Annotated in this window: 18 protein-coding genes; 9 read left to right on the forward strand and 9 right to left on the reverse strand. The window is 64.0% G+C overall.

Annotation, left to right across the window (positions count from 1 at the left end; genetic code table 11):
* Nucleotides 1–133: 133 nt before the first annotated feature.
* The gene (locus ABD654_RS06590) at nt 134–1,630 is read left to right on the forward strand and encodes a DUF3360 family protein (protein ID WP_344703486.1); all 1,497 of its coding nucleotides are present in this window, start codon (nt 134–136) and stop codon (nt 1,628–1,630) included.
* A 143-nt stretch (nt 1,631–1,773) separates the two neighbouring features.
* On the opposite strand, the gene ABD654_RS06595 is transcribed toward ABD654_RS06590, so the two are convergent.
* The 4 genes from ABD654_RS06595 to ABD654_RS06610 are packed head-to-tail and all read right to left on the reverse strand — an operon-like array spanning nt 1,774 to nt 8,313.
* Nucleotides 1,774–5,004 (reverse strand): efflux RND transporter permease subunit, encoded by a 3,231-nt coding sequence (locus ABD654_RS06595; RefSeq protein WP_344703488.1) that lies wholly within the window; start codon nt 5,002–5,004, stop codon nt 1,774–1,776.
* Nucleotides 5,001–6,047, reverse strand: a complete 1,047-nt coding sequence (locus ABD654_RS06600; RefSeq protein ID WP_344703490.1) for an efflux RND transporter periplasmic adaptor subunit — start codon at nt 6,045–6,047, stop codon at nt 5,001–5,003. Before ABD654_RS06600 ends, ABD654_RS06595 begins: the two co-directional genes overlap by 4 nt.
* Nucleotides 6,044–6,718: a cytochrome b/b6 domain-containing protein gene (locus ABD654_RS06605; protein ID WP_344703492.1), complete on the reverse strand. Its 675-nt coding sequence runs from the start codon at nt 6,716–6,718 to the stop codon at nt 6,044–6,046. Before ABD654_RS06605 ends, ABD654_RS06600 begins: the two co-directional genes overlap by 4 nt.
* The gene (locus ABD654_RS06610) at nt 6,718–8,313 is read right to left on the reverse strand and encodes a tetrathionate reductase family octaheme c-type cytochrome (RefSeq protein WP_344703493.1); all 1,596 of its coding nucleotides are present in this window, start codon (nt 8,311–8,313) and stop codon (nt 6,718–6,720) included. The genes ABD654_RS06605 and ABD654_RS06610 overlap by 1 nt, the downstream gene beginning before the upstream one ends.
* Nucleotides 8,314–8,538: 225 nt before the next feature.
* On the opposite strand from ABD654_RS06610, the gene ABD654_RS06615 reads away from it, so the two are divergent.
* The 4 genes from ABD654_RS06615 (at nt 8,539) to ABD654_RS06630 (ending at nt 14,586) form a co-directional block, all read left to right on the forward strand.
* On the forward strand, nt 8,539–9,012 hold the full coding sequence (locus ABD654_RS06615) for a DsrE family protein (protein WP_344703495.1): 474 nt from the start codon (nt 8,539–8,541) through the stop codon (nt 9,010–9,012).
* Between the two features lie 72 nt (nt 9,013–9,084).
* Nucleotides 9,085–10,050, forward strand: coding sequence for an arsenic resistance protein (locus tag ABD654_RS06620; protein WP_344703497.1), 966 nt, complete (start codon nt 9,085–9,087; stop codon nt 10,048–10,050).
* A gap of 46 nt (nt 10,051–10,096) precedes the next feature.
* Nucleotides 10,097–11,464 (forward strand): efflux RND transporter periplasmic adaptor subunit, encoded by a 1,368-nt coding sequence (locus ABD654_RS06625; RefSeq protein WP_344703499.1) that lies wholly within the window; start codon nt 10,097–10,099, stop codon nt 11,462–11,464.
* The gene (locus ABD654_RS06630; RefSeq protein WP_344703501.1) at nt 11,461–14,586 is read left to right on the forward strand and encodes an efflux RND transporter permease subunit; all 3,126 of its coding nucleotides are present in this window, start codon (nt 11,461–11,463) and stop codon (nt 14,584–14,586) included. The genes ABD654_RS06625 and ABD654_RS06630 overlap by 4 nt, the downstream gene beginning before the upstream one ends.
* Here the strand turns inward: ABD654_RS06630 and ABD654_RS06635 are convergent.
* Nucleotides 14,563–15,501 (reverse strand): AEC family transporter, encoded by a 939-nt coding sequence (locus ABD654_RS06635; RefSeq protein ID WP_344703503.1) that lies wholly within the window; start codon nt 15,499–15,501, stop codon nt 14,563–14,565. The two genes, ABD654_RS06630 and ABD654_RS06635, sit on opposite strands and share 24 nt — an antisense overlap.
* A gap of 152 nt (nt 15,502–15,653) precedes the next feature.
* On the opposite strand from ABD654_RS06635, the gene metF reads away from it, so the two are divergent.
* Nucleotides 15,654–16,496: a methylenetetrahydrofolate reductase [NAD(P)H] gene (metF, locus tag ABD654_RS06640; RefSeq protein ID WP_344703505.1), complete on the forward strand. Its 843-nt coding sequence runs from the start codon at nt 15,654–15,656 to the stop codon at nt 16,494–16,496.
* 112 nt (nt 16,497–16,608) lie between these two features.
* Here the strand turns inward: metF and ABD654_RS06645 are convergent, their stop codons facing one another.
* The 4 genes from ABD654_RS06645 to prlC all read right to left on the reverse strand — a co-directional run bounded on the left by ABD654_RS06645 (nt 16,609) and on the right by prlC (nt 22,505).
* Nucleotides 16,609–18,792, reverse strand: coding sequence for a TRAP transporter permease (locus tag ABD654_RS06645; protein WP_344703507.1), 2,184 nt, complete (start codon nt 18,790–18,792; stop codon nt 16,609–16,611).
* 96 nt (nt 18,793–18,888) lie between these two features.
* Complete coding sequence (locus ABD654_RS06650) at nt 18,889–19,863, reverse strand: TAXI family TRAP transporter solute-binding subunit (RefSeq protein WP_425552734.1); 975 nt, start codon at nt 19,861–19,863, stop codon at nt 18,889–18,891.
* A gap of 279 nt (nt 19,864–20,142) precedes the next feature.
* The gene (locus ABD654_RS06655; RefSeq protein ID WP_344703511.1) at nt 20,143–20,397 is read right to left on the reverse strand and encodes a YheV family putative zinc ribbon protein; all 255 of its coding nucleotides are present in this window, start codon (nt 20,395–20,397) and stop codon (nt 20,143–20,145) included.
* Nucleotides 20,398–20,456: 59 nt separating this feature from the next.
* A complete protein-coding gene (gene prlC / locus ABD654_RS06660; RefSeq protein WP_344703513.1) occupies nt 20,457–22,505 on the reverse strand; it encodes an oligopeptidase A in 2,049 nt (682 codons plus the stop codon).
* Nucleotides 22,506–22,725: 220 nt separating this feature from the next.
* Here prlC and ABD654_RS06665 point away from each other — a divergent pair, with 220 nt between their 5' ends.
* From ABD654_RS06665 to ABD654_RS06675, 3 genes are all read left to right on the forward strand, one after another.
* Nucleotides 22,726–24,066, forward strand: coding sequence for a sodium-dependent transporter (locus ABD654_RS06665; protein ID WP_344703515.1), 1,341 nt, complete (start codon nt 22,726–22,728; stop codon nt 24,064–24,066).
* A gap of 68 nt (nt 24,067–24,134) precedes the next feature.
* Nucleotides 24,135–24,674, forward strand: coding sequence for a gamma carbonic anhydrase family protein (locus tag ABD654_RS06670; RefSeq protein ID WP_344703517.1), 540 nt, complete (start codon nt 24,135–24,137; stop codon nt 24,672–24,674).
* Nucleotides 24,675–24,736: 62 nt separating this feature from the next.
* Nucleotides 24,737–24,955 (forward strand): hypothetical protein, encoded by a 219-nt coding sequence (locus ABD654_RS06675; protein ID WP_344703519.1) that lies wholly within the window; start codon nt 24,737–24,739, stop codon nt 24,953–24,955.
* The last annotated feature ends 356 nt before the right edge of the window (nt 24,956–25,311 follow it).

Here is a 25,311-nt window from a genome sequence, read left to right on the forward strand (position 1 = left end):
CTGGCGGCGCACACGGCGCTGGAGCAACTGTTTGCCGGTGAGGTGCCTGCCTTCATGCGAGAGGACGAGCTGGATCAGGCGGCATGAGCTAAATAGTTACAAAAAATTAACAGGCTTATTACAAGGAGGGCGCGTGACACAAGACGATAAAAAGCGTGACGTACAAGAGCAACAGACCGAGGCTGATGACACGGGCTATCAGCAAAAGCACAGGCCAAGCCGCGAGTTTGGCAGTCGTGCCGACTATCTGCATAACGAACTGTCGATCATGTCGCCCAAGCGCTGGGCGCTCAACCTGCCTTTTAAAGACTACCGCATTGAACCGGAAGACATGATTCCTGCTTTAGCGGCGACCATTGGCAAAATTGTGATGGTCGCCGCAGTCGTGGGGGCTTTTGCAGGACCGCTTAATCTTTCGGATGCTTTCGTTGTCGAAAACACTCGCTTTGAAATGCTGATTGCGGTGTTGTTTGTCATTGGGTTTTCCGGGATGTTTAACCCGACCGCTAACCTGGCCGGCACGCACGGCCCGATGATTCCTCTTATTCCGCTGATCGTAACCGCCGGCGGGCATCCGCTGTCGCTGGGCTTGCTGGTCGGCCTTTTCGGCCTGATTCTTGGCATAAGCCGAGGAGGCAGCAAGCTGATGGCCCTGACCAGTGACGGGGTTCGCGGCGGGCTGCTGATCTATCTGGGGGCGATCGGGCTGCTCAGCCAGATTGGCAGTCTAACCGACTGGGCCAATGCAAGCGGCATGGGCTATGTGGCTTTTGTGGTCATTCTGGTGACCATTGTCATGTACGCCTTGCTGGCGCGTCTGGAAATGCGCTGGCTGTCGATTCCGCTCGGTTCGGGCATCGCTTTTTTGATTGCCTTTGCCCTGGGGGCGCCTTTTGAATTTGTGACCGAGCCCGGCTTTCCCACGCTGTCACCGGCGTACTGGTGGGGTGCGGATACCGGGTGGAAAATCGGCTTGCCCGGCTTTAGCGAATTTCTCAGCACAGCACCGTTTGCCATACTGGCCGTGGCCATGTGGTCACCCGATGTGATGGGGCAGCGCGTGTTCCAGGAAATCAACTATCCGCGCAAGGCCGACAAGGTGCTGATGCGGGTTGACGACACCATGGGCGTGGCAGCGGTGCGCCAGGCAGTAGGCAGCGCGCTTGGCGGCGGCAACCTGTCCTCGTCCTGGGGGACATACATTATCCCCGCCGCGATTGCCAAGCGTCCGATACCCGGCGGCGCTATTCTGACCGGCATCATGTGCGTTATCGCCGCGCTTTGGGGATATCCCATGGATCTGGCCGTATGGCCGCCGGTGCTTAACGTAGCGCTGATGGTCGGGGTTTTCATGCCGCTGCTGGAGGCCGGTATGCAGATGACGCGCGATATTCGCAGCAGCCAGTCGGCCGGCATCGTGGTGTTTGGCTCTGCCTTTGTGAACCCGGTATTTGGCTGGTCGGTAGCCATGCTGCTCGATAACCTGGGGCTTATCGGGGACAAGGAACGCGGCAGAAGGCTGCACTACATGGATCGCTGGGTCCTGCCGGGCATTACCTTTGTTATCTTGCTGGTAATCATGGCAGCCGTGGGTATGCTGCCGGGCATCCCCGCTTTCATTCCGCACTAGGTAGGGCGCCGGCCCGGGTAGCGGCCCGGGCCGGCGGCCGCTTTGATGCCAACCTTCAATCGGGCCGGGCGCGTCATGCACCCGGCCCGATTTTTGTCGTGGGCAATAGCCGGCGTGCAAAGCGGCTGGAAACCCCCTGCCCGTCAGAGCCAGCCGCGCCGCGCCAGCGCATAGTACAAAAGCGGCACCACCAGAATGGTCAGCAGCGTGGACATGGCCAGCCCGAAGACCAGCGAGATCGCCAGGCCGTTGAAGATCGGGTCGCTGAGGATGAAGTAGGCGCCGACCATCGCCGAGACGGCGGTCAGCGCAATGGGCTTGATGCGCACCGCGCCGGCCAGCACCACCGCCTCGTCCAGCGCTACGCCTTCGTCGCGCAGCTGCTTGATAAACACCACCAGCAAAATCGAGTTGCGCACGATGATGCCGGCAAGTGCGATCATGCCGATCATGCTGGTGGCGGTGAATTCCCGGCCGAGCAGGGCGTGGCCCGGCAGGATGCCGATCAGGGTCAGCGGGATCGGCGCCATGATCACCAGCGGCAGCACATAGGAGCGGAACTGGGCCACCAGCAGTGCAAAAATCATGAGCACGCCGACGCTGTAGGCCGCGCCCATGTCGCGGAAGGTTTCAAAAGTGATCTGCCATTCGCCGTCCCACTTCAGCGCGCCGAGCTCGGCCAGGGGCGGCTGGCGCACAAAGTACTGCTCGGGGCTGTTCGGTTCAGCGTTCAGCTCACTTACCAGAGCGAACATGCCGTACAGCGGCGAATCCACTTGGCCTGCCATGTCGGCGGTGACGTAGGTCACCGGCAGCAGGTCCTTGTGATAGCGCGCCCCCTGCCACGGCGCGTCACGGAAGTTGGCGATGCTCGCCAGCGGGATCGACTCGCCGCTGCGGCTTTTCACCGTCAGTGACAGCAGCGCTGCCTGCTGGGCCTTGTCGCCTTCGCTGAGAATAACGCGAATCGGCACCGGGTACTTGGCATGCTCGTCGTGCAGGTAGCCGGCGTTGCGATCCCCCAGAGCGGTCTGAAGCACTTCCACCACCTGGGCCTGGGAGACGCCGAGGCGTGCGGCCCGGGCGCGATCCACCACCAGATCCCACTGGCGGGTAGGCGCTGTCAGGGTGGTGTCGATATCCACCAGCCCCTCCACGCCTGCCATGCGCCCGGCCAGCTCTTGGGCGAGCGCGGCGCGGCGCTGATGGTTCACGCCGTACACTTCGGCCACCAGCGGAGAGAGCACCGGCGGGCCGGGCGGCACCTCGACGACCTTCACCGCCGCATCGAAGCGCTCGCCGATGGCCTGCAGCGCCGGGCGGATGGCCGTGGCGATCTCATGGGACTGGCGCTCGCGCCGGGACTCATCGGCCAGATTGATCTGGATATCGCCCTGGTAGGGGTCGGCTCGCAGGTAGTACTGACGCACCAGGCCGTTGAAGTTCATCGGCGAGGCGGTGCCGGCGTAGGCCTGCCAGTGGGTGACCTCGTCGACCGTTTCCAGATACTCGCCCATGGTCAGCAGCACCCGCTGGGTTTGCTCCATGGGCGTGTCTTCCGGCATATCCACGACGATCTGCAGCTCGGACTTGTTGTCAAAGGGCAGCATTTTGAGGATGACCGCTTGAAATACCGGCAGCGAAGCGGCCGTCAGGGTCAGGCCGATCACGCCCAGGGCGAGCAGCCGCCGGCGCCAGCGGTGGGCGCCGAGAAACGGCGTGAGCAGCCGAGCGAACCAGCGCCGGGTTGTGGGGTTGACGCCTTCGGCGGAGTTGGCGGCCTGCGCTTCGGCCTGGGCGGCCACGCCCTGCTGATGGGCGAGCAGGCGCAGGGCCAGCCAGGGCGACACCACAAAGGCCACGATCTGGGAGATCACCATGCCGGCGGAGGCGTTGATGGGAATCGGGCTCATGTAAGGCCCCATCAAACCGGTGACGAAGGCCATGGGCAGCAGCGCCGCCATCACGGTGAGGCTTGCCATGATGGTGGGCGTGCCCACCTCGTCCACCGCCACCGGGATGATGGCCTTGACCGGATGGCGGCTGGTACGGATGCGTCGGTTGATGTTCTCGGTGATGACGATGCCGTCGTCCACCAGAATCCCGATGGAAAAGATCAGCGCGAACAGCGACACCCGGTTGAGCGTGAACCCCCAGGCCCAGGAAAACACCAGGGTCAAAAGCAGCGTAACCAGCACCGCCACGCCGACGATGAGCGCCTGGCGCCAGCCCATGGCAGCAAGGACCAGCAGCACCACGCCCAGCGTCGCGGAGATCAGATCCGAGATCAGTTTGCGGGCTTTCGCCGAGGCGGTCTCGCCGTAGTCCCGGCTGACCACCACCTCGATGCCGTCCGGCAGGGCTCGGTTGCGCAGGCCTTCCAGCCGCTTTTCGACGGCGGTGGTGATATCGCTGGCGTTTTCCCCGGGCTTTTTGGCGACGGCAAGGGTCACGGCGGGGTAGAGCTCGCCGGCGGTGCCGGGTCGGGCGTCGTCGGCCGCCGGGCCGAAGCCCATCATCACGCTGCGATCCGGGACGCTGTCGCCGCGGCTGACGGTGGCGACATCGTCGAGAAACACCGCCGCGCCCTGGTGCATGCCCACCACCAGCCGGCGCACGGTCTCGACATCGCCAAGCAGCGTGCCTGTCTTGAGCGGAATCGATACACCGCCGCGGGTAATGCGATTTTCCTGACCGCTGGCGTTAGCAGCGCGCAGCGCGCTTTCAACGTCCGCGACGCTCAGGCCGTAGCCGCTCAGCAGCGCCGGATCAAAGCGCACCTCCACCCGGTCCGGCGTTTTTCCCACGGTGTAGATATCGCGAGTGCCGGGCACGCGCTTGAGCGCCACCTCCAGCGTGTGGGCAAGCCGGGTCAGTTCCGCCCCGGTGCGTTGGCCGCTGGGGTCAAACAGGGTGAGCGTCATGATGGGCACGTCATCGATGCCCTGGGGTTTGACCAGCGGCTGGCTGGCGCCGAGATCCGCCGGCAGCCAGTCCTGGTTGGAGTAGACCTGGTTGTACAGCCGCACCAGCGCTTCCTGGCGGCTAAGGCCCACCTCAAACTCCACGGTGATCACCGCCTCGCCCTGGCGGGAGACCGAGTAGACGTGCTTGATGCCCTCGATCTCGCTCATCACCTGTTCGGCGGGAACGGCGATCAGGCTTTCCACCTCGGCGACGCTGGCCCCGGGCAGGCCGACGAAGATATCAGCCAGGGTGACATCGATCTGCGGCTCTTCTTCCTTGGGCGTGATCACCACGGCGAGAATACCCAGCAATATCGCCATCAGCGCCAGCAGCGGGGTCAGCGGGGAGCCCTGAAAGGCGCGCGCCATGGCCCCGGAAGGGCCGACCGGGGGCAGAGAGGCACTCATGGGCGGCCTGCCTCAGCGTCGACCGCCAGCCGCTGGCTGCCCAACAGGGCATCCGGGCTTGTCGCTACCTGCTCGCCTTCGTCGAGCCCGGCCAGCACCTCGACGCGGCCGTCGCGCTCGATGCCGGTGCGGATCTGGCGCAGGCGGGGACGGTTCTGGTCATCCAGCACGAAGACCGCCGTCAGCTCGCTGTGGTGAAAGACCGCGCCGGCCGGCACCCACAGCGCTTCGCGTTCGGCCACGGGCACGTCCACCTTGACCAGCATGCCCGGATAGAGCCCCTCGCCGGGTGCCGGCAGCGCCAGGCGCAGACGAAAGGTGTGGGTCTGCTCACTCGCATAGGGATAGAAGGTCATCTCGCCGGTCTGCAGGACACGGCCGTCTGCCAGGGTCACCCGGGCCTGGCGCTGTGAGCGGGTGCGTTCGGCGTAGCGCTGCGGCAGCTCAACCGCCACCCGCAGCCGCTCCAGCGAGAGCCCGCTGAGCAGCGGCTGGCCGGGCGTGACCGATTCCCCCGTTTCGACGTGGCGCTCGGTGAGAATGCCGCTATAGGGTGCTTTGACGCGGGTGTATTCCAGCTGCTCCCGGGCTTCGGCAAGGGCGGCTTCGGCGCGCTGCACCCGGGCCCGGGCGCCGGCCAGCGCGTTGCGCGCCCGGTCAAAGTCCTGCTGCGAGGCGAGATTTCGCTCGCGCAGCGACTGCATGCGTGCAAAGCGCTGGCGGGCATCCTGCCGGCTGGCCCGGGCGTCTTCCAGGCCGGCCCGGGCCTGGTCGCGCCGGGCGCGCTGCTCGCTGTCTTCCAGCTGTACGATCAGCTCGCCGGCGGCCACCCGGTCGTCCACGTCGAAGGGCAGGCGCATCACCGTGCCCGCGGTCTGGGCGGAGACCGTGCTTTGCTGTACGGCCTCGATCATCCCGTCGAGCCGCAGCGACGCCTGCAGGGCATCCCGCTCGACCGGGGCGGTGGCAAGCTGCGCCTGGGCGTTGACGCTAAGCAAGGCGGCGATGATGCCGCTCACAAAAAGGCGGAAGATCCCGGTCATAGCGGTGTTTCCCTCTCCGCGGGTTGAGGCGGGGCTTCGTTAGGTGCTCGGCTATGCGCATCCTTTGCGGGCGGCTGCTCCCGGGCATCTTCATAGCCGGTGATCATGGGCTTGATCAGGCTGAAGACCGTCTTGCCCATGGTCGCCATATAAACGTGGCCGATCACAAAAACCAGCATCGTGAAAGCGGCGGCGGTGTGTACCAGGGCCACGTGCCCCAGGCGCATACTGTCTTGCAGCCCGGCGGGCCACTGGTTGTAGAACAGATACAAAAGCCCCGAGATCCAGATAGCCGGCGAGATCACCAGCTTGAAACTCAGGTAGGCCAAACGCTGCAGCGGGTTGTGCTTGGCCTGGGTGGTCTGGCGGAAGGGGTGCTCGGCGCCGGTGAAGGTGCCAATCAGATAGTAGTGGATCACCGCCCCCAGTTTGTCGGTGGTGGGGATGTACTGGCGCCATTCGCCGGTGGTGAAATGCCAGAAGGTGGCCAGCATCCACAGGCCGATCAGGGCGTAGGCCGCCAGATCGTGCAGCCAGACGGCGGTGCCAAAGCCCAGCGCCCGGTAGCTGCCGTGGATTTCAAAGCCGGTGAACAGCAAAAGAAAGATCAGTGCTGCCTGGCTCCAGTGCCAGAAGCGTTCGAAGCGTTTGTAGATCATTTCGCGTTTCATCAGCGATTCCTCCGCCGCCGGGCCAGCATGCGCCCGCCGGCATGGCCCAAACTGCCGATCAGCACCAGCAGGGCGGCACTCCACCCCGCTCTATCCAGCCAGACGCTGCGGTCCCGGGCGGGAAGATAGAAATCCGTCAGCGCCGCCAGCCGCCCCTCGCGGGCGTGGCATTCGCTGCACGCCAGGGTGTCTTCGCCCGGCGCGACCATGTGGGTGATCGGCCAGTGCATGCGCGTTTCCACAAAGGCGAATTCGCCGCTGTAGGGCTGGTCGGCGTATTCGGTGCCGGCCTTGAGCGCCTTGGCCCAGTCAAAGTTTGTCCACAGCGCGGTGTCGTCGTCGGCGCTGTAGACGTGATTGACCAGCAGGTGCTGATTGACCGGGTCGTAGGGCTGTTTGCCCTGCATGATTTTAAACGGCCAGATGCGTGAGGCCGGATCGGCATGGCTACCCTTGATGCTGTTGATCTCGATGGGCTGGCGGCTGTCGTCCAGCCGGTCGCTGCGCAGGGTGTAGCGCACTTCGCCGTCGAACCAGCGATACTCGGGCACCACGTTCTCGCCGTGGCGGAAGCTGCCTTTGGTGCTCAGGTAGTCCAGATGACCGTCGTCGTCGCGAATCGTCAGCGGCTCGCCGTCCTCGCCGAGGCGCCCGGCGGTGGACCAGTCCCACCAGGTCTTGGTGGCCACCCCGCCGCGGGCGAACTCAGGAATGTGGCAGCTCTGGCAGGCAACCTGGTCGACGTGATCGTTCAGCCGGGTCGCGCGATGCGGGGACACGCCGTGGCAGGATGCGCAGGACGCCCGGGTGAAGTCGGTGTGGCCGGGCACGTCGATGCCCTGGGTATCCCGTGCCTTGGCCAGATAGCGGCTGCCGCTGACGCTGTGCGCCGAGGTGGTGTGGCAGTCGGCGCACGCAAGATCGGCGCCGTCTGCAGACATGTGCACGTCCAGCGACCGAGGGGCATCAAGCAGCGATGAATCCAGGTCGCCGTGTTTTACGCCGTCGCCGCCGCCGCCGTAGAAGTGGCAGCTGCCGCAGTTCTGCTTGCCGGTCGGGCCGATGCGCTGGGCAACCCGGGCCAGATCGGGCGGCGGTCTGGCGTCTGCATCGCTTGCATCGGGAAGCTCGTAGGCGGGATGCCCGGCGCCGGTGGGGGATTTCCAGTAGTCGCCGGTGGTGTCGTGGCAGACCAGACAGTCGACGCGATTGTCAGGCGCGGGGGGAGGCGTGCGCATGTCGTCCCAGCCGTAGCCGGTGTGGCAGCTGGTGCAGAACGGCTCGTTGGAAGCCACCGAGCCGCAGAAGCTGTTGACGACGTGGCGCTTGCCCAGCAGCTGCCGGGTCTCCGGGTGCAGGTATTCCCAGGTCCAGTGGGTGGTGGCCTGAAGCTGATCGGCCGCCTCGGTGTGGCAGCCAAGGCATGCCTCGGTTACCTCGGGGCCTGAACTGAACGGGCCTTGCAGCTCTTCGAAGCGTGCGTGATCGGCCGTTGAGGGCGCCTGGCGCTCCAGCGCCGCCGCCGGGTTTGCTGCCAGGATGAGCACGGCAACAAAAAGCCGCCACGCCATTCGCCTTGTGTATGCCTGCGCCATGCCTCTCCCCCCTGACCCCGTTTTCTGTACGCCGTGCGGTTTTGTCTCAGCCCGGCGCTTTGCTGTGTCGTTGCTGGGCCTTCTTTAATTTCAATAAAAATATTATATTTAAAAGTAAATTAAAAAGCTATAGTGTCACAGCCCTTCCACGACCGTACCGGGATGGGCGATCTTTCTTGTCGAGCGACGTATTCTTATCGCAAGACACATTCCAAGGAGAAACCGATGACTGCATCTCGCTTTACACGTTTTTTTGCCCCGCTGACGGCGCTTGCGCTCGGGCTGGGCGTTAGCGCCGGTGCCCTGGCAAGCGATGAAGGTGGCGCTGAGCCAGCTGCCGCACAGAAGGCCATGGTGATCGTGACCAGCGATTCGCTGCAGACCCAGGGCATGGCGATGGTGCTGTCGCGCACCATGCAGCAGCAGGGGGTAGCGCTGAATATTCTGCTGTGTGATCAGGCGGGTGATCTGGCGGCTTCGGACTATCACAGCGAATCCGCTTTGGCACCCAAGGACATAAAGCCCGAAGGGCTTTTGCAAACGATCATGGACGACGGTGCGGACGTCGCGGTCTGCGCGCTCTATCTGCCCAACAGCGAATATCAAAAGAGCGATCTGCGCGAGGGGGTAAGCGTGGCTCAGCCGCCGGCCATGGCCGAAATGATGCGGGCTCCCAACACGCGGGTTTTCCATTTTTAATCGTTGTGCAAAAGGCCGCTGCGGTGGCGGCCTTTTGCCGTAGGCGTACTCGTCGTAGAGGAGGAGGCCTCAATGAGCCTGCTTTCCCGTGTGACCGGCAATCTGACCCTGGCCATTCCGGCGGCAATGCTGCTGGGGCTGGCCTATGGCCTGGCGGCGCCGGCGGACTGGCTGCAAGCGCTGATCGTGCCGCTGACGCTGCTGATGGTGTACCCGATGATGGTCAACCTCAAACTGCGCAAGCTGGCCGAGGGCGGAGATGTCAAAGCCCAGCTGCTGGCTCAGGCCATCAACTTTGCGGTCGTTCCTTTCGTTGCTTTCGCTCTGGGGCGGTTTTGGTTCCCTGACCAGCCCTATCTCGCACTTGGCCTGCTGCTGGCCGCGCTGCTGCCGACCAGCGGCATGACCATTGCCTGGACCGGATTTGCCAAGGGCAATCTGGCCGCCGCGGTCAAGATGACGGTGGTGGGCCTGATTCTTGGCTCTCTGGCGACGCCGTTTTACGTGCAGTGGCTGATGGGGGCGACGGTGCCGGTGGATCTGCTGGCGGTCTTTTTGCAAATCGTGCTGGTGGTGTTTTTGCCCATGCTGGCAGGCCAGCTGACCCAGGCGTATCTGATCCGCCGCTACGGCCAGCAGGGCTACCAGCAGCGCTGGGCGCCGCGGTTTCCGCCGCTTTCAACCCTTGGGGTGCTGGGCATTGTGTTTGTGGCCATGGCCCTGAAGGGAGGAGCGCTTGTGGCGCAGCCGGCCATGCTGCTCGATATCCTCGTGCCGCTGCTGGCGCTTTATAGCTTCAACTACGTCTTCAGCACCTTCGTTGCCAGACGTCTGCTGCCGCGAGGGGATGCGATTGCGCTGGTCTACGGCACGGTCATGCGCAACCTGTCCATTGCCCTGGCGCTGGCCATGAACGCTTTCGGCGAGGCCAGCGCGGATGCGGCACTGCTTATCGCCGTGGCCTACATTCTCCAGGTGCAGTCTGCCGCCTGGTATGTAACGCTTAGCGAACGCTTTTTTGGGCCCGAGCCGGCTTGAGCGCTTAGCTGCGCGCCCGCCGCGACGCCCGGTGTAAGGGGGAAAGATGAGCGCACTGTTCAGGCGCTGGGGGCGCGGCCTGGTGATTGCATCAGGCCTGGCGGCGGGTATTTTGCTGATCGCGGTGTCCATCATTCATCGCCAAACTCCCACGCGCGGTGAAGATACCTTTCAGGTGCCTACGGTGCGCGTCGTTGACGCCGCGCCGCTGCCCTTTGTCGTCGAGGCCCGGGGCTACGGCACCGCACAGCCCGCCCGCACCTGGAACGCCACGGCCAACGTGCCGGGACGCGTCGTTGCGCGCCACGCGGGCCTGGAAAGCGGCACGCTGCTGGCAAAGGGCACCCTGCTGCTGGAGATCGACCCCAGCCGCTATCGGCTGGCCGAAGCCGAGGCCCGGGCCCAGCTGGCCAGCCTGGCCGCGGAGCAGGCGCAGCTGAAGCGGGAAGTGGAGAATACCCGGCGCCTGGTCGCTTTGGAGCGTGAGCGCCTGACGCTGGCCGAGCAGGAGCTGGCGCGCATCCAGCGCTTGGCCAACGGCGGCTCGGTCTCCCGCTCGCGGCTGGGCGATGAGCGCCGCGCGACCCTGGCCCAGCGTCAGACCGTGCAGTCGCTGGAAAACGAGCTGGCGCTCATCCCCGCGCGCCGCCAGCGCCTGAAAGCGGAAGTCGAGCGGATGACCACGCGCCTGGATCAGGCCCGCCGGGATCTCGAGGATACGCGCTTTGAAGCGCCCTATGACCTGCGCCTGGGCGAGGTCGAAGCCGAGCGGCATCAGTACATCAACGCCGGGCAGCGGCTGTTTAGCGCCGAGGGCATCGAGGCCGCCGAAGTGGTGGCTCAGGTGCCGATGGACATGCTGCGCCGCCTGCTCGGCACCCAGACCGTGCGCGATGCCGAAGACGCGGGCCTGGACATCGCCCAGCGGCTGGATTTCTCCGCCATTGATGCCGAGGTGACGCTGGTGGCCGGGAAGGGCGCGCGCTGGCCGGCCCGGGTTGTGCGCATCGCCAACGGCCTGGACCCGGCCACCCGCACCGCCCGGGTCGTGGTGCAAGTCGATGATCCCTACCGGCAGGTGGCGCCGCTGACCCGGCCCGCGCTGGTGCGCGACATGTACGTCCAGGTGCGCCTGACCGCCAAAGCGCCAACGCCGCAGATAGCGGTGCCGGCAACGGCGGTGCATCAGGGCGAGGTCTACGTGGTGGATAGCGATCAGCGCCTTGTGCGCCGGCCGGTGCAGGTCGCCTTTGAACAGCACGATCTGGCGGTGGTGGCACAAGGGCTTGAGGAAGGCGACAGCGTGATCGTGGACGACCTGATGCCGGCCATCAGCGGCATGGCGATCGAGCCGCAGCGCGACGAGGAGCTGGCACGGCGCCTTCGCCGCCGGGCGCTGGGAGAGCGGCGATGATTCGCTGGTTTGCAGGCCATCCTACCGCGGCCAATCTGGTATTGATTCTGCTGCTGGCGGCGGGGCTGTTTGCCGTGCCCGACCTCAAGCGCGAGACCTTTCCCGACTACCGGCCCGGCGAGGTGGGCATCGAGGTGAAGTATCGCGGCGCCACCGCCGCGGACGTCGAGGATCAGATCTGCCGTCGCCTTCATGATGCGCTGACCGGCGTGGACTTTCTTGACGAGTTCGTCTGCGTGGCGCAGAACAACCTGGCCAGCGCTACGGCCACCATGGAAGACGACGGCGATATCGGCCGTTTTCTGGACGATATCTCCACCGAAGTGGAAGCCATCACCGACTTCCCCGAACGCGCCGACCCGCCGGTCGTGCGCGAGCTGCACCGCAGCGATCTGGTCGCGGCGGTAGCGGTGGGCGGCGACATGCCGCTGTCCGATCTGGAAGACTACGCCAAGACGCTGGAAGGCCGGCTGCTGCGCCTGCCCGGCGTGGCCAGGGTTGCGATTCAGGGGCTTTCCCAGCGCCAGTGGCACATCGAAATCCCCCAGCAGGTGCTGGGGCAGTACGGGCTTTCGGCAAGCGCGCTGGCGGCGACCCTTTCCCGCCAGAATATCGACATGCCGCTGGGCATTCTGGAAACCTCCCGGCAGGACATTCAGCTGCGCTTTACCGACCAGCGCCACACGCTGCGCGAGCTGCAGGACGTGGTGGTGGTCTCCGGCGCCGAAGGCGGCGAGCTGACCCTGGGCCAGATTGCGACCCTGCGGGAAACGCCTGAGCGCGAGGAAGAGAAAGTCTGGTTCAACGGCCAGCGCGCTCTGGTGCTGGAGGTGCACAAGACCCTGCGCGATGACGCCCTGGACGTGATGAAGGGCCTGCAGACGGTGGTTAAAAGCGAGCGCCAGCGCCTGGACGGTGATGTCTCGCTCACCCTGACCCAGGACATGACCAGCATCGTGCGCGACCGTTTGCAGATGCTGGTCGAAAACGGCGTCATGGGGTTTGCCCTGGTGGTGCTGGTGATGAGCCTGTTTTTCCGGCCGCGGCTGGCGCTATGGGCGGTGCTGGGCCTGCCGGTGGCCTTTCTGGGCGCCTTTGCGGTCATGGGGCTGGCCGGGCTGACGCTCAACATGATCACCCTGGTGGGGCTGCTGATGGCGATCGGTATCGTCATGGACGATGCCATTGTGATCACCGACAGCATCGCCACCCGGGCGCAAAAGGCCGCAACGCCGCTGGAAGCGGTCGTCGCAGGCACACAGGGCGTACTTCCCGGGGTGGTATCGTCGTTTCTGACCACGGCGGCGGTCTTTGTGCCGCTCGCCTTTCTGGCCGGCGAGATGGGCGAGGTGCTCAAGGTGCTGCCGGTCGTTTTGGTGGCCGCCCTGGCGGCGAGCCTGATCGAGGCCTTTTTTATTTTGCCCCATCATTTGAAGGGCAGTGTGCATCGCCTGCAGGCCGAGCCGTCGCGGCGGCGCGCCGCTTTTGAGCGCGGTTTCGAGCGCTTTCGCGAGGGCGTCGGGCGCCTGGTGGACAGGGCGATTCGCTTTCGCTACGCCCTGCTGGGCGGCGTGCTGGTCCTGCTGCTGGGCTCCGGCGGCTATCTTGCCGGCGGCCATATCGGCAGCGAGGCGATGCCGGAAATCGACGGCGACGTGCTCGAAGCGCGCATCCTGATGCCCCAGGGCACGCCGCTATCACGCACCGAGGCGGTGGCCTCCCGGGTTGAGAGCGCCCTGCACAGGCTTGATGCGCGCCTGGCCTCCGAGCAGCCGGAGGGAGAAAAGCTGGTGCGCGCCGTTCAGGTACGCTTTAACCACAATCCCAGCGCTCGCGAGGCCGGCGCCCACGTAGCGACGCTGATTGTCGATCTGCTTGGCGCCGAGCGGCGCCGCGTCAGCCTGAATGAGCTGACCGCGGCCTGGCAGAAGGAGATCGGCGATATTCCCGGCCTGCTCAGCCTGATCATCCAGGAGCCGGGATTCGGGCCGGCGGGCATTCCCATCGAGGTGCGCCTGCAGGGGGAAAGCCTGGCCGGACTGAAGACGGCTTCTGTGGCGCTTTCCGAGCATCTTGCCGGCTATACGGGCGTGTATAACGTCATCGACGATCTGCGCCCGGGCAAGCCCGAGCGCCGCCTGTCCCTGGCCGAAGGCGCCCACGGGCTGGGGCTGACCGCCGAGGAGATCGCCACGCAGCTGCGCGCCGCCGTGCTCGGGCAAATCAGCGACACCCTGCGCATCGGCCAGCGGGACGTGGACATTCTGGTGCGCCATGCCGAGCAGGATCGACAGAGCCTGGATGACCTGCAGGATCTGACCGTGCAGCTCCCGGACGGTGGCCGGGTGCCCCTTGACGTCGTCGCCAGCATTGAAAAGGCTCGAGACTGGGCGCGGATTACCCGCGTCGATGGCCAGCGTACCGTTACCGTGACCGCCGACGTGGATGCGACATCGGCCAACGCCCAGGCGATCGTTGATGATCTTCGCCGGCGCTGGCTGCCCGATTTCCAGAGGCGTCACCCCCGGGTGGCCGTCGCTTTCGAGGGTCAGGTCGCCCGCTCGGCGGAGACCGGCGATTCGATCCGGCGCGCGCTGCTGATCGGGCTGCTCGGCATCTTCGTCATCCTTTCCTTTCAGTTTCGAAGCTATGTCGAACCGCTGATCGTTATGCTGGCGATCCCGCTGGCGTTTGTCGGCGCGCTCTGGGGCCATGTGCTCATGGGCTTTTATCTGTCGATGCCCTCGCTGATCGGCGCGGCGTCTTTGGCCGGCATTGTGGTCAACAACGCCATTCTGCTGATTCACTTCATCAAGCGCTACCGCGCAACAGGGCAGTCGGCCATCGCCGCGGCGGGCCAGGCAAGCCGCGACCGCCTGCGCGCCATTCTGATTTCGACAAGCACCACCGTCGCCGGGCTTTTGCCACTTTTGGCCGAGACCAGCGCCCAGGCGGCGGCGGTGCAGCCGCTGGTGATTGCGGTGGTGTTTGGCCTGCTGACTTCCACCGTGCTGGTGCTGGCGGTGATCCCGGCGCTGTACGTGATCTTCGACGATCTGGGCTGGGCGCAGGCGCCCACGCGCGGCGGCCGGGAAGTGTCAGGCAAGCCCGGTCAGCGTTAGCATGCCGGCCAGATACAGCGGAATGACCAGCGGTGCGAGCAGGGTGGTCACCAGCACGGCCAGCGCCCCTTTCTGCGGCTGGATGCCAAGCTCCATGGCGACCACCACGACGTTGGCGGCCATGGGTACCACGCCCAGCAGCAAAATCGCCATGGCAAGCGCCGGCGACAGCGCAAAGAAGGTTTGCAGCACCAGTACCGTGGCGAGCGTGGCCAGCGGCCAGACGCCGTAGCGCAGCACGGTGCAGGCAAGTATCAGGCGGGTGTCCCAGGCGGCCAGCGTCACGTGGCTTAGCGTCATGCCGATGATCATCATGCCCAACAGCGTATAGGTGGCGGGGAAGACATCCAGCGAGGTCATCAGCGCCTCGGGCAGGGCCAGATCAAACTGGGCCAGCAGCAGCGCGGCGAGAAAAGCGTAAATCAGCGGCAGCCGGGCCATCTTTGTCAGGCTCTGGCGGATGGAAAACTGGCCTCGTGCGCTCAGATAAAAGCCCACGGTAAACTCATACAGGGTGATGCCCAGAATGCAGAACAGATACTGGGTAACCCCCGCCGGGGGCAGCACGATCAGCGCCACCGGCAGCCCAAAGTAGCCGGTGTTGCCGGTGCCCGAGGAAAACGCCAGCAGCGCGCCTTCCTGGGCGCCGAAGCGGTGGCGAGTCAGTGCGCGCACGGTAAGCGCAATGGCGCTGGATAAACAGAACAAAATCAGCGTGAGCAGCACGTAGCTCGGCGTGGGGCCGCCGTTCATCAGCGCGCGGAAAAACGTAAACGGCGCGACCAGATAAATCAGCAGGGTGGCAATGGGGCGCGGATCCACCGCCAGCCGGCGGGCGGCAATAAAGCCCAGGCCGACAAAGCTCAGCAGCATGGTAAGCGGGCCGGCAAGCGCGCCCGGGGCGATATGGTCCATCGGCTTATCCTGGTAGGGGCGCCAACATGAGCGCCATTGAAGTGCCAGCGCCGGATCTTTCATTGGCCGCCGCGGGGGTAAAAAGACACAATGGCGCAACATATCCGATGTGGGTGCGCCTGTTAACACCGTTTTTTGTATGAGGATCCTGCATGACCCGCTCACAACATCCGTTAGGCGTTAGCTTCGAATTTTTTCCGCCCGGCACCGCCGTCGGTCGGGACAGGCTGGTGCAGGCGCGCGATGCCCTGGCGGCCCGGCAGCCACGTTTTTTCTCCGTCACCTACGGTGCCGGCGGTTCAACGCAGCAGCGCACCCGAGAGGCCGTCGGCGTCGTAGGCGAAAGCGGCATTACCACCGCCCCGCACCTGTCGTGCATCGGCAGTGAAAAAGCCCAGCTGCGCGATCTGCTCGCCCAGTACCGGGAAGAAGGCATTGACAGCCTGGTGGCCCTGCGCGGGGACATGCCCTCGGGCATGGCCAGCATCGGCGAGCTGCGCTATGCCAACGAGCTGGTGGCGTTTATTCGCGAAGAAACCGGTGATCATTTCGAGATCGCCGTGGCGGCCTACCCGGAATCTCATCCACAGGCGCCCAATCTGGATCGGGATGTGGAAAACTTTGCCCGCAAGATGCACGCCGGCGCCGATATGGCGATTACCCAGTACTTTTTCACCGCCGAGGCGTACTTCCATTTCGTCGACAAGGCCCGGGCGCTGGGCGTGGACAAGCCGATCATTCCCGGCATCATGCCCATCGTCAATTACACCAAACTGGCGCGCTTTTCCGACGCCTGCGGTGCCGAGATTCCGCGCTGGATTCGCAAGCAGCTGGAAAGCTACGGCGACGACAGCGAAGCCATCGGCGAATTTGGTACCGAGGTGGTCACCAGGCTGTGCCAGCAGCTGCTCGACGGCGGCGCGCCGGGACTGCATTTTTATACCCTGAACCAGTCGGCGCCGGTGCTGAAGATCGTCGATAACCTCAAGGCGTAACCTCAAGGCGTACACCTCGAAAGCCGTTTTCACGCCATATATAAGACAAAACCCCCGCTTTATCTCGTAAAGCGGGGTTTTGCTGTCGGTCAGCGAGAAGTGCCGCCACGCCCTAGCCGGCGGTCACCGCGTTACCGTCATCGCGGTGCCGGCGCTGCATGATGAACAGGCCCGCCCCCAGCGCCAGCCCGATCACGTCGGTATACAGACCGCCGTAGATCATGCACACCGCGCCAACCAGCATGGCCAGGCGCTGCCAGACCTTGACCGGGCCGAAAAACCACGCCTGTACCATGCCCGAGAGCAAAACGATGCCAAGCGTTGCGGTAACGCCCACGCGCAGTACCTGCAGCAGCGAGCCTTCCATCAGCATCGCCGGGCTGTAGAAGAACATGAACGGCACGATAAAGGCGGCCAGGCCGATCTTGAACGAGGCCATTGATGTGCCCATGGCGTTGTCGCCAGAGATGCCCGCCGCAGCGTAGGAGGCCAGCGCTACCGGTGGCGTGATCGCCGAGACCACGGCAAAGTAGAAAACGAAGAAGTGTGCGATCAGCGGATCAATGCCCAGATCCACCAGGCCCGGCGCTACCACCGAGGCGGCCACGGCGTAGGCGGCGGTGGTGGGCATGCCCATGCCCAGCAGAATGGAAATGCACATGGCAAACAAAAGCGCCAGCAGCTGGCTGAAGCCGGCAAGACCCAGCAGCAGCGACGAGAAGCGCGCGCCCACCCCGGTCAGCGAGATGACGCCGACGATAATCCCCGCGCAGGCGCACACGGCGATGATCTGAATGGCCATGGTGCCGGCCAGCTGCAGCGCCCGAAGAATGGCGGTAATGCCCATCTTGTTGGGCGAAATCCAGCTCACCACGGCGGCGGATGCGGTGGCGAGCGTCCCGGCGCGGATTACCGAATAGCCCATGAACAGCGCCACAATCAGGATGACGATCGGCGCGAACAGATAAACCTGCTTGATCAGGCGGCGAAACTGCGGAATTTCTTCCTTGCGCATGCCGCGCATGCCCTTGCGCGCTGCCTCGAAATCCACCATGCAGTAGACCGAGAGAAAGTACAGCGCCGCCGGAATGATCGCGGCGATGGCAATTTCGGTGTAGGGAATGCCGGTAATTTCCGCCATGATGAACGCACCGGCGCCCATGATCGGCGGCATGATCTGCCCGCCGGTGGAGGCGGCGGCCTCGATGGCGCCGGCGCTGCGAGCCGGGTAGCCGACCTTTTTCATCAGCGGAATGGTCAGCGAGCCGGTGGAGACCACGTTGCCCGCGGAGGTGCCGTTGATCATGCCCATCAGCCCCGAGGCAAAGATGGAAACCTTGGCCGGACCGCCCCGGGCACGGCCGGCCGCGGCAAAGGCAAAGTTGACGAAGTAGTCGCCTACCTTGGAGGCCTGCAGAAAGGCGGCGAAGATAATAAACAGAATAATGTAGGTCGACGATACCGCCGTGGTCGGCCCAAGAATGCCGATGTCGGTGTAGACCTGGCTGAAAAAGCGCTGCAGCGACAGCCCCGGGTAGCTCAAAAAGCCCGGTAGATAAGGGCCGATGAACACATAGCCCAGAAAAACGGCGGCGATAACCACAAGCGCCAGCCCGGCGACCCGGCGCGTGAGCTCAAGGATCAAAAGCGAGCCGGCAATGGCCGCCCAGGTAATCCCCGGCGGGGCAAAGGAGGTGCCGGTGGTCATGCGGATGTTGGTGCCGTAGACCAAAATCAGATAGCCCGCGCTTGCCAGCGCGCACACCGCCAGCGCCAGATCGGGCGGGCTCAGGCGGCCGCGCGTCTGCCGGTAAAACCAGCTCAGCACGATGCCCCCGGCGCTGGCCGCCATCAGCGGCAGGCCGAAGTGAAAGGTTTCCACGCCGGGGTCGATGCGCATTGCGCCGCCGCCAAGCGTTTGGTACATGAAAAAAACCTGTACCAGGGCATAGGCGGCGGGCAGCAGCAGCGCCAGGCTTGCCCCTTTCAGCCAGCCCGGAGAGGTCTCGCGCTCGCTTTCGGCAAAGGCGGTGCCGGCGTAAAGGCCGTAGCCCAGCACCAGCGCCCCGGCGATGTGGATGATGCGATAGGTCCAGGTTTCCAGCGGATAGATATTCAGCGAAATCAGATGGAACAGCGAGTAGGCAATGGCCAGGGCGGTGACGACCCACAGCGGCCAGCCGGTAAAAAGGCGGCGATTCGCCTCTACCATGTCCTCATCGACGCCGTCGGCGATGGTCTCGGGCGATGTTACAGCGGTGCTATCGTCACTTTGGTGATTGGCGTTGTGACTCATGCGTCACCCTCAATTGTAGTACGAACGGAAGGGGTGAAAGCGGTACGCTGCCCCGTCCGGCATTGCCGGCACGGGGCAGCGGTCGCCGAGTGCGGATCAGCGGGTCAGTTCGGGATCGATGTCGTAGCCGTTTTCCTCGTACCAGCGGGCCGCACCCGGATGGAAAGGCAGCACGGTGTTGTGCTTGATATTCTCCGGCACGGTGGTTTCGGCGCTGCGATGGATCGAGCGCATCTTGTCGTTGTTTTCCATGGTCCGCTTGGTGACTTCGTAGATGAAGTCGTCTGGCATATCGCAGCCGGTGATGGCGAAATTCCACATGGAGACCACCCGCGAGTCCTGCTCAAGGGTCGAGTAGGTGCTGGCGGGAATCATGAATTCCGCTACTGGGAAGTTGGCCAGCACGGTATCGATCTCGTCTTCGGTGAACTCAATGATGTTGACGTCGGTTTGCACTTCAAGCTGGCTGACTGCAGGAATCGGAATGCCCGCGGCAAAGGCAATCACGTCAAGCAGGCCGTCCTGCAGCTGGCCGCCAAGGTCGGTCCAGCCGCCGTTGCGCCGGTCAAACTCCACGCCCAGCGTTTTGAGAATCTCGGGAAAGTAGGTGTCCGAGGTGGAGGCGGCCGGACCAAAGCCGATGCGCGCGCCGTCGGGAATGTCGGAAATGGACTCGATGCCCGAGCCTTCCAGTGCGGTGATGGAAAACGGCGTTTCGTACATGGGGAACATGGCGCAGACGTTGTCCATTTTAACCCCGGGGGCCAGCGGGCTTTCGCCGTTAATCGCGTCGGCCGCCGGGCCCATGGTGGTCAGGCCAAAGGCAGCGTCGCCGTTGTGGACCAGTGCCAGGTTTTGCGTCGGGCCGCCGGTGACCTCGCCGCCGCCGGAAATACCCAGCTCATCGGCAATAAAGTTGGCCCAGCCTGAGCCGTACACGTAATAGGTGCCGCCCTGGCTTGCGGTACCCACGGTGAAGCTGTCCGGCCAGTCGGCCTTGTCAGCCTGAGCGCCGGCGGCAAAAAAAGCGCTTCCGGCAAGAAGCAGGGCGGTGGTGGTGGTTGTGCGCATTGTCATCCCCATGTGCTGATGCATCGCTGGTTGTTGTGTTGGGTCGGCGTGCCCGACGCCGCGGCGTCGATCAACCGGCACGCTTCCAATTTATTGCAAGCCCTGTGCCGTTTTTGGATGACATCAAATAAATCAGCTTCTTATCCGTTTTTGACGGCAAGGCGTGACAAAGGCGACGCCTGCGTGCCTTGGAGGGGTGTGGGGAAAAGCGCACAGCGACAGCCGGCGCCTGTGCGGAAAACCACACAGGCGCCGGTCGTTATAAGGCAGGCGTGTCGGCTAAGAGGGCGGCTTGCCCGGATCGAGAATGCGAACCGGCACCACTTCGTCCTGATGTTTTTGTTCGTCGCGCACTGCGTTGACCCGGGTCGTGAGTTCCTCGGCGGATGTCTCGTCAATGGGCAGCTGCTCGAAAAAGTCGCAGTGGACGCACTCGCGATAGCGAACGCCGTTTTGCTCCCAGGCGCGGATGCGATCCATAGCGGCACAGCGCGGGCAGACGACCCCGGCGATAAAGCGTTTGACCGATGACATGCGTGTCTCCTGCGTGGCGTCCCGGCGCGGCGCCTTGCCACGCCGGGATGGAAATCGTATCAGGCCGCTTCAATGCCGCTGTGGCGCAAAAGCGGCTTGACGCTTGGCTTACGTCCGCGAAACGCCTCGAACAGCTCGGCGGCGTCGCGCGCACCGCCCTGTTCGAGGATTTCCGAGCGAAAGCGATTGCCCGTCTCGGCGTCAAAGGTGCCGGCCTGTTCAAAGGCGCTCCAGGCATCGGCGGAGAGCACCTCGGCCCATTTGTAGCTGTAGTAGCCCGCCGCGTAGCCGCCGGCAAAGATATGCGCAAAGCCGTTCTGAAAGCGGTTGAACGAGGCTTGGGGCGTCACGGCAACGCGCATGCGCACGTCGTCCAGCAGCGCCTGAATGTCGGCGGCGCTGGGGGCCTGGTACTCCACGTGCAGGCGCAGGTCAAACAGTGAAAACTCCAGCTGGCGCACCATGCCCATGGCCGACTGGAAGTTCTTGGCACCCTGCAGACGCTCAAACAGCGCCTCGGGTAGCGGCTCGCCGGTGTCCACGTGGGCGGCGATCAGGTCGAGCCCTTCACGCTCCCAGCAGAAGTTTTCCATGAACTGGCTGGGCAGCTCAACGGCGTCCCAGGCGACCCCGTTGATGCCGGAAATATCGGCGATGCTTTGCTTGGTGAGCATATGGTGCAGGCCGTGGCCGAACTCGTGGAACAGCGTGATGACCTCGTCGTGGGTCAAAAGCGCCGGGCGCTCGTCCACCGGCGGGGTGAAGTTGCAGGTCAAAAACGCCACCGGCAGCTGCAGGCCGTCGGCGGTCTGGCGGCGTACTCGGCAGTCGGCCATCCACGCGCCGCCGCGCTTGCCTTCCCGGGCGTAGAGGTCGAGGTAGAAACCGGCAATCGGCGTGTCGTTTTCAACGATCTGGAAATAGCGCACGTCGTCGTGGTAGCGCGGCACGTCGGTATTTTCTACAAAGCGCAGCCCGTAAAGGCGTTCGACCACCTTGAACAGGCCGTCGATGACCTGCGGCGCGGGGAAGTAGGGGCGCAGCTGCTCGTCAGAAATGGCGTGGCGCTTTTCGCGCAGTTTTTCGCTGGCGTAGGCGATATCCCAGGGCTGCAGACGGTCGAGTTCCAGCTCGCTGCGGGCGAAGCTTTCCAGCGCTGAAAACTCCCGCTGCGCCTGGGGAACGGCGCGGCTGGCCAGATCGTCCAGAAAAGTCTGTACCTGCGCCGGCGAGTCGGCCATCTTGGTGGCAAGCGACAGGTCTGCGTAGGTGTCAAAGCCCAGCAGCTCGGCCATTTCGTGGCGCAGGGCAAGGATTTCTTCCATGATCGGGGCGTTGTCGAACTTGCCGGCCTGAGGGCCCTGATCTGAGGCGCGAGTCGTAAAAGCGGTGTAGACCTCCTCGCGCAGCTCCCGGCTGTCGGCGTAGCTGATCACCGGGAAAAAGCAGGGGAAGTCCAGGGTAATGCGGTAGCCGTCCACGCCCTTGGCCTCGGCGGTGGCCTTGAGCGTATCCAGCGCGCTCTGGGGCACGCCGGCAAGCGTTTCGGCGTCGTCAATATCCTTGTGCCAGGCCTGGGTGGCGTCCAGTACGTTGTTGGAATACCGGTTGGACAGCTCGGAAAGCCGCGCCTGAATCTCGCCGTAGCGGGCTTTTTGCGCCTCGGGCAGCGCTACGCCGGCCAGCCGGAAATCGCGCAGGGTGTTCTCCACGGTACGGCGCTGGGCGGCATCCAGCGCTTCCCACTCGGGGCCGTCGCGCAGCGCCTGCCAGGCGTGGAACAGCCCGGCGTGCTGGCCGACCCAGGTGCTGAACTCGGAAAGTTTGGCGATACAGGCCTGATACGCTTCGCGCAGTTCGGGCGTGTTCATGGTGGCGTTGAGGTGCGAGACCGGCGCCCAGGCCTTGGCGAGCCGGTCGTTGACCGCTTCCAGCGGCGCGGCAAAGTTGTCCCAGGTGGGGGGCGTTTCCTGCGCCTGGCGGGCCAGCTCTTCAACGGCGTCGCGGGTTTCGTCGATCAGCTGGCGGATGGCGGGTTCGACGTGTTCGGCACGGATATCGCCGAACGGCGGTAATGCGTGCGTGGCAAGCAGGGGATTGGCGGACATAGCGACCTCGGTTGGGCGCGGCGACAAGGGTGCGATCCGCCGCCGCGAAAATAAGCGTTACCTGACAAAATGTGGGCGAGCCGGGCGTGTTTCAATGCCTGCGTTTGGCCCCGGGCAGGGCGCCTGCTAGGCTTGCGGACCTGCCTTGCGGCCGGTGGCATTGCGGCTGCGCCGCCGGGCGCTACGATTCACGAGTCATTGATGAAGCGAGAACACAGCAATGAGCGAGACGCTTGAGCGCTGGGGGTCAAAGCGTGCCTTTATTCTGGCGGTGACCGGGGCCGCTGTAGGGCTGGGTAATATCTGGCGCTTTCCGTATATCGCCGGGGAAAACGGCGGCGCGGCGTTTTTGCTGGTTTATGTGGCCTTTGTGCTGCTGCTGGGCATCCCGGTGATGATGGCGGAGATTCTTATCGGCCGCGCCGGGCGGCGCGGCCCCATGGGCTCGCTGGGTTCGCTGGCCGCCCAGGCCGGCGCGTCGTGCCACTGGCGCTGGCTGGGGCTGTTCGGCGCGCTGACGGTGTTTTGCATTCTGTCGTTTTATTCGGTGGTGTCGGGCTGGTCCATCGAGTTTTTGCTGGCTTCCCTCAGCGGCCGGTTCAGCGGCGCGACGGCGGCGGAAGTGGGCGCGGGGTTTGAGGCGTTTCTGGCAAGCCCCGGGCTTTTGGTGCTCAACCATACGCTGTTTTTGCTGCTGGTCATGGGAGTGGTCGCGGCAGGCGTGGCCAAGGGGCTGGAGCGGCTGAACAACCTGCTGATGCCGCTTTTATACCTGCTGCTGATCTTGCTGGCCGTTTACGCGGCGACCACGGAGGGCTTTAGCACTGCGCTGGTTTGGCTGTTCAAGCCGTCGTTTGCCGCCATTACGCTGGACGTTGTCGTCCATGCCATGGGGCACGCGTTCTTTACGCTGGCGGTGGGCGCCTGCGCGCTGATGGCTTACGGCGCCTATATGCCCGATGAACAAAGCCTGCCCAAGGCGGCAGTAACGGTAGCGGTACTGGATATCAGCGTGGCGCTTTTGGCAGGGATCGCGATTTTTTCGGTGGTGTTTGCCCAAGGGCTGAACCCGGCCGACGGCCCGGGGCTGATGTTTGTCACCCTGCCCATCGCCTTTGCCGAACTGCCCGGCGGGGCCTACTGGCTGGCGGTATTTTTCCTGCTGCTGCTGCTGGCGACCTGGACGTCGGCGATCAACCTGGCCGAGCCCATGGTGGCGACGCTCCAGGGGGCGGGGTTCGGCCGCCGGCGGGCCACTTTGCTGGTCGGGCTGGGGGTTTGGCTTTTGGGGCTTTTGTCGGCGCTTTCGTTCTCTACGCTGGCGGACTTTCGCCCGCTGCTGGGGCGCAACGTGTTTGAGCTGGTCAGCAGCGTTCCACCGGATATTTTCCTGCCGCTGGGCGGCGTGCTGACGGCGATTTTTGCCGCCTGGATCATGCCCCGGGCGGCAGCGCATCGGGCGCTGGGCACCGGCGAACGCGGCTTTGCGCTGTGGCAGGGCGTGGTACGCTGGGTGGCGATTCCGCTAACGTTTGTGGTGCTGCTCAGCGCTTTTCTTTGAACGCTGTGACGCATGCGGAGGCTGATGCCGTTATTTTTGGAACCAATGCCGTTAGTCGAGGAGAAGACATGACCGCTGCCGTTCGTTCGTTTCAAGGCTTGACACCGCGTTTGGGCGCGCGGGTTTACGTAGACCCGGCCAGTGTCGTCATCGGCGATGTTGTGCTGGGAGATGACTGCTCGGTATGGCCGACGTCGGTGATTCGCGGCGATATGCATCGTATCCGCATTGGCGCGCGAGTCAGCGTGCAGGACGGCAGCGTGCTGCACATCACCCATAAAAGCGACTTCAACCCCGAAGGCTTCCCCCTGACCGTGGGCGACGACGTGACCGTGGGCCACCGCGCAATTCTGCACGGGGCCACCCTGGGCAGCCGTATTCTGGTAGGCATGGGGGCTATCGTGATGGACGGGGCGACGGTGGAAGACGAGGTGATCATTGCCGCCGGCGCGGTGGTAACGCCGGGAAAAACGCTGGAAAGCGGCTACGTATACGCCGGCAACCCGGCCCGGCCAATGCGCCCGCTCAAGGATAGCGAGCGGGCCTTTTTTGCCTACACCGCGGGAAACTACGTTCATCTCAAGGATCAGTTCCTGGCAGAGCGCTGAGCGCGGCACGGGCCTTAAGCACGTCCCTGCGTTCGGTTCTCGATGAAGTGGGAATTCTCTTCATGATGCGCGAAAGCCCGAAGGGAGGGGAGCAGTCAATTCCCGGCATTCAACGCAACAACGACTGCTACGCCACTGTGATCAAGCTGATGCTGCGCACTCAAAATCCGTACAGCCTGCGCCGCGTGCTGGCGCACGCGCACATAGGCAACGTCCAGACACAAGAAAGGGGCCCGAAGGCCCCTGTTCATGCGGTTTTGGAACGTTGTGGTGCTTCCTGAAACCTGATGTTGGTGGAGGCGGCGTCCAACTAATTGTGCCTTTAAATATTTGTTTTTAAATATTTTTTGCGGGGATATTTTTGTTTATGCCCCCTGATATGCCCCCGCAGCTTTTTGCTACAAAATTGGGGTTCAAGTTGTGATGGATAGAATGTTGGCTCGGCTCTGGATGCGATAGGTATTATAGATAAGACCGGTTTTGAACCGATGACCTTCGGATTATCAGTGCTATCGCAGTTAGTCATGGACATGCAGCCCAACCCGGCAGCATTCTGGCAGGCACATCTTTTGTGCCGACATTGGTGGTTAGTCCCGTGGTGTAGTGGTCCATGGTAAGTGCCTGATCCAAAATATTC

The organism is Halomonas cibimaris (assembly GCF_039537045.1).
Classification (GTDB): Bacteria; Pseudomonadota; Gammaproteobacteria; order Pseudomonadales; family Halomonadaceae; genus Vreelandella; species Vreelandella cibimaris.

What these genes read in the sequence shown, in the direction of transcription:
- ABD654_RS06625 (WP_344703499.1), top strand. Translation starts at nt 10,097, where the DNA reads ATGAGCGCACTGTTCAGGCGCTGGGGGCGCGGCCTGGTGATTGCATCA.
- ABD654_RS06610 (WP_344703493.1), bottom strand. Translation starts at nt 8,313, where the DNA reads ATGGCGCAGGCATACACAAGGCGAATGGCGTGGCGGCTTTTTGTTGCC.
- ABD654_RS06620 (WP_344703497.1), top strand. Translation starts at nt 9,085, where the DNA reads ATGAGCCTGCTTTCCCGTGTGACCGGCAATCTGACCCTGGCCATTCCG.
- ABD654_RS06595 (WP_344703488.1), bottom strand. Translation starts at nt 5,004, where the DNA reads ATGAGTGCCTCTCTGCCCCCGGTCGGCCCTTCCGGGGCCATGGCGCGC.
- metF (WP_344703505.1), top strand. Translation starts at nt 15,654, where the DNA reads ATGACCCGCTCACAACATCCGTTAGGCGTTAGCTTCGAATTTTTTCCG.
- ABD654_RS06635 (WP_344703503.1), bottom strand. Translation starts at nt 15,501, where the DNA reads ATGGACCATATCGCCCCGGGCGCGCTTGCCGGCCCGCTTACCATGCTG.
- ABD654_RS06645 (WP_344703507.1), bottom strand. Translation starts at nt 18,792, where the DNA reads ATGAGTCACAACGCCAATCACCAAAGTGACGATAGCACCGCTGTAACA.
- ABD654_RS06655 (WP_344703511.1), bottom strand. Translation starts at nt 20,397, where the DNA reads ATGTCATCGGTCAAACGCTTTATCGCCGGGGTCGTCTGCCCGCGCTGT.
- ABD654_RS06615 (WP_344703495.1), top strand. Translation starts at nt 8,539, where the DNA reads ATGACTGCATCTCGCTTTACACGTTTTTTTGCCCCGCTGACGGCGCTT.
- ABD654_RS06650 (WP_425552734.1), bottom strand. Translation starts at nt 19,863, where the DNA reads ATGCGCACAACCACCACCACCGCCCTGCTTCTTGCCGGAAGCGCTTTT.
- ABD654_RS06605 (WP_344703492.1), bottom strand. Translation starts at nt 6,718, where the DNA reads ATGAAACGCGAAATGATCTACAAACGCTTCGAACGCTTCTGGCACTGG.
- ABD654_RS06670 (WP_344703517.1), top strand. Translation starts at nt 24,135, where the DNA reads ATGACCGCTGCCGTTCGTTCGTTTCAAGGCTTGACACCGCGTTTGGGC.
- prlC (WP_344703513.1), bottom strand. Translation starts at nt 22,505, where the DNA reads ATGTCCGCCAATCCCCTGCTTGCCACGCACGCATTACCGCCGTTCGGC.
- ABD654_RS06630 (WP_344703501.1), top strand. Translation starts at nt 11,461, where the DNA reads ATGATTCGCTGGTTTGCAGGCCATCCTACCGCGGCCAATCTGGTATTG.
- ABD654_RS06600 (WP_344703490.1), bottom strand. Translation starts at nt 6,047, where the DNA reads ATGACCGGGATCTTCCGCCTTTTTGTGAGCGGCATCATCGCCGCCTTG.
- ABD654_RS06665 (WP_344703515.1), top strand. Translation starts at nt 22,726, where the DNA reads ATGAGCGAGACGCTTGAGCGCTGGGGGTCAAAGCGTGCCTTTATTCTG.
- ABD654_RS06675 (WP_344703519.1), top strand. Translation starts at nt 24,737, where the DNA reads ATGATGCGCGAAAGCCCGAAGGGAGGGGAGCAGTCAATTCCCGGCATT.